Below are 3,350 nucleotides of genomic sequence, written 5' to 3'. Positions count from 1 at the left end.
GAGTAGTGCCCCTGATTTGCCCGACGTGTCAAAATGTTTTTGCGGGATCGCTCAGGCATCGATGCCGATGACCACCATGCTACTTTGCATGGGGTTGTTTTCGATATTTTGGTACGCCGAACATGCTTCGTCCTACGGTCTCGGTGCGGCTGCGCCACGCATAGCCCGAGGGCGAAGCGTGGTGGGCCTGCCTGGACTCGAACCAGGAACCAGACCGTTATGAGCGGCCGGCTCTAACCATTGAGCTACAGGCCCCCGCGACAGGCCGAAGCGCTGGCCACGCGGTTGCGACAGACCAATTACAATGCGCCAGCCGATCCGGCAATGCCGGGTTTCGCCGCCAGCCAATCAATTTCGGATTTTCCGAAATATGCTTGACAGCAGGGTAGAAGCAGGATTATTCCGGTTCGCGTCCCGCCTCCTCTCAAAGGGGCGCTTCGCGATCGTCACGGACGCTGAGTGCGGGATGCGGTGGACACCTCACATGCGACAGACGAGCGCATGCGAGGCGTACGACGAAGCCACGTGGTTCTGACGTCTCGACGCTGGCGTCAAGTTGGTGACAATGCTCCGCATTGCACCGATGACGGTGACAAAGAGCCCGATCGCCGGGAAGAGCGTGGAATAAGTCGTTCAAACCATTGTGCGGGGAATGCCGGGCGGTTCCGGCGACCTGTGGTGACTATGCTTGTGTGCTTTTTCATTTCGCACACAAGGCTGCGGGCGCGCGTGACGCGCCCGGCATTCCCTGCGCCCTTCCGATTTCGAGGGCAGGACGGTGCAGCACCCGGACGCGGAATCGCGCCGCGGGAAGGCGAGGGTGTGTCTCGACCATTTCCACGCCGTCGTCCCCGCCTTGTGCGCAATTGCGCACTGGCGCGGGGACCCATAACCACAGGGGTGAGTGATGGGGCGAAAGCCGTCGGCCAGCGTCTTTCAAAACAACGGCCGCGGCGTATGGGTCCCCGCGTGCGCGGGGACGACGGAAGAGGGACTCAATCCACCGAAGCCCCCGCGAATCCGACCACCTTGCGCCATTTCTCGGTTTCGTTCGCAACCAGCGTGCCGAATTCGGCAGGCGTCATCGGCTTCGGGATGCCGCCGAGCACGGTGAGCTGCTCGATGATTTTGGGATCCTTCAGGGCTTCGCCGACCGCCTTGTTGAGGGTGTCCACGATCTCGGGCGGCGTGCCCTTTGGCGCGGAGATGCCGTAGAAGCCGACCGATTCAAATCCCGGCACGGTCTCGGCGATGGCGGGAATATCGGGGAAGCCGGGCCAGCGCTTCGGCGAGGTGACGCCGAGCGCGCGCACCGTGCCGGAGCGCGACTGCGCGAGCGCGGCGGGCATGTTGTCGAAGATCAGCTGCACCTTGTTGGAGATGATGTCGGGATAGGCGATCGCCGATCCGCGATAGGGCACGTGCAGCATGTTGCAGCCGGTCATGGCCTTGAACAGCTCGCCCGACATGTGCACCGACGTGCCGTAGCCCGACGAGGCGTAGGAGACCTTGCTCGGATCGGCCTTGCAGTAGTCGATGAATTCCTGAACGCTCTTCACCGGCATCGCGTTGGAGACCACCAGCATGTTGGGCAGCTGCATGATGCTGGCGACCGGCACGGTGTCGCGGAGAAAATCGTAGCTGAGATGCTTGTAGAGCGAGGTCGAGATCGCGTTGTTGGGCGCGACAAACAGCAGCGTGTAACCGTCGGGTGGCGAGTTGATGGCGGTGGCCGCCGCGATATTGCCGCCCGAGCCGGTGCGGTTCTCCACCACGAATTGCTGGCCGAAATGCTCCGACAGCCAGTTGGCCATGATGCGCGCCACGACATCGACCGGCCCGCCCGCCGAAAAGCCGATCAGCCAGTGCACCGGGCGGTTCGGATAATCGGCCGCGCAGGCCGGCGCTCCGCCGATCACCAGGCCAACAAGACCGATCAGGCCGGCCGCCGCCGCACGCAACCCCATCATGACAACCGCTCCATTCCAACGAAAGGTAAGCCATGCTTTCATACAAAAGCGTATTTGCCTACCTTGGCGTTTGACGCACCCAACGCCGGTCATCACCGGGCTTGTCCCGGCGATCCACGTCTAGCTTTGGTGATTGGGGCAGAAGGATCACAAGATGAAGAGGAAGTTCATGGCTTTCGGCGCCTTGCTGCTCGTGGCGGGCGGCGCTGTGGCGCAAGAGGGAGACAAGGCCATTTCGAAAACGACCATCAGTCTCGGCACCGCGACGCCGGGCGGCGGCTTTCCGCTGTTCGGCGACAATTTTGCGTCGGTGATGAACGCGGCCGATCCGGCGCTGGTCATCGCGCCGCGCAACACCAGGGGTTCCTACGAAAATATCCCGCTGCTCGAGGCCGGCCAGCTCGATCTGGGTCTGGTCGCCGGCGAGCCCGCCTATGAAGCCTTCAAGGGCATCAAGCGGCCGGTCACTCATTTGAAAATTCTGGTCGCGATGTATTCGAGCCCCGGAATGTTCGTGGTGCGCGCGGACAGTCCCTACAAGACCATCCACGATCTGGTCGGGCAGCCCATTGCCTTTGGTGCAAAAGGCTCGGGCCTTCCGGTGATGTCGCGCTTCATCCTCGACGGGCTGGGCTTGAAGCAGGATGAGGATTTCAAGTCGATCTATCTCGACCATGCCGGCGATGGCCCCGCGATGGTGCTCGACGGACGCGCCGCCGCCTTGTGGGGCGCAGGCAGCGGCTGGCCCGGCTTCACGACGATGGCGTCAAGCCCCGGCGGGGCGCGCTTCATCGCACCGAGTGCGGAGGAAATCGCGCGCGTCCGCTCCAAGCACTCGTTCCTTAAAGCCATGAGCATTCCGGCCGGAAGCTATCCGAACCAGACCGCGCCGATCGATTCGCTGGGGTCGTGGAGTTTCATCCTGGCGCGCGCCGATCTGCCCGACGACATCGCCTATCGCCTGATCCGCACGCTGCATGGCGCCGAAAGCGCGCTGTGCAAGAAGCAGGCGCAGGCCTGCGAGACCACGGCGGCGAATACGCTCGCCGCCGCGCCCGACCCGGCGCTTATTCATCCCGGCGTGATGAAATACCTGCGCGAGATCGGGGTGGCGAAGTGATGCGCGGCTTATGCTTCGAGACGCGCGCAAAGTGCGCGCTCCTCAGCATGAGGTCAATGCAAGCAGAAATACGACCCTCATGGTGAGGAGGCGTGAAGCGCCGTCTCGAACCATGAGGCTGCAACGGCGCTCGGTTAGGCCGTCACTTCTTCACCAGCGAACACGCCGTATCAGGCGGCCCGAACGCATCCTCGCCGGAAATGGTCGTCAGCACCTTGTAATAGTCCCACGGATATTTGGATTCTTCCGGGCTCTTCACC

The 3,350-nt window shown here is 62.8% G+C and carries 2 protein-coding genes and 1 tRNA gene; 1 reads left to right on the top strand and 2 read right to left on the bottom strand.

Annotated features, from left to right (window positions below):
* Positions 1 to 179: 179 nt before the first annotated feature.
* Together WB528_RS19500 and WB528_RS19495 are read right to left on the bottom strand one after the other, a co-directional pair.
* Positions 180 to 255: transfer RNA gene (locus WB528_RS19500), tRNA-Ile, on the bottom strand.
* Between the two features lie 740 nt (positions 256 to 995).
* The gene (locus WB528_RS19495) at positions 996 to 1,970 is read right to left on the bottom strand and encodes a Bug family tripartite tricarboxylate transporter substrate binding protein (protein WP_423890032.1); all 975 of its coding nucleotides are present in this window, start codon (positions 1,968 to 1,970) and stop codon (positions 996 to 998) included.
* 154 nt (positions 1,971 to 2,124) lie between these two features.
* Here WB528_RS19495 and WB528_RS19490 point away from each other — a divergent pair, with 154 nt between their 5' ends.
* Positions 2,125 to 3,090, top strand: coding sequence for a TAXI family TRAP transporter solute-binding subunit (locus WB528_RS19490; protein ID WP_423890030.1), 966 nt, complete (start codon positions 2,125 to 2,127; stop codon positions 3,088 to 3,090).
* Positions 3,091 to 3,350: the final 260 nt, after the last annotated feature.

Origin of the sequence: Bradyrhizobium sp., from assembly GCF_049586575.1 — a bacterium.
Classification (GTDB): Bacteria; Pseudomonadota; Alphaproteobacteria; order Rhizobiales; family Xanthobacteraceae; genus Bradyrhizobium.
The sequence above is the reverse complement of the archived record's forward strand: the minus strand, read 5'-3'. Positions and strand labels throughout refer to the sequence as shown.

Excerpts from the sequence above, each read along its gene's own strand:
- WB528_RS19495 (WP_423890032.1), bottom strand. The coding sequence starts at position 1,970 with ATGATGGGGTTGCGTGCGGCGGCGGCCGGCCTGATCGGTCTTGTTGGC.
- WB528_RS19490 (WP_423890030.1), top strand. The coding sequence starts at position 2,125 with ATGAAGAGGAAGTTCATGGCTTTCGGCGCCTTGCTGCTCGTGGCGGGC.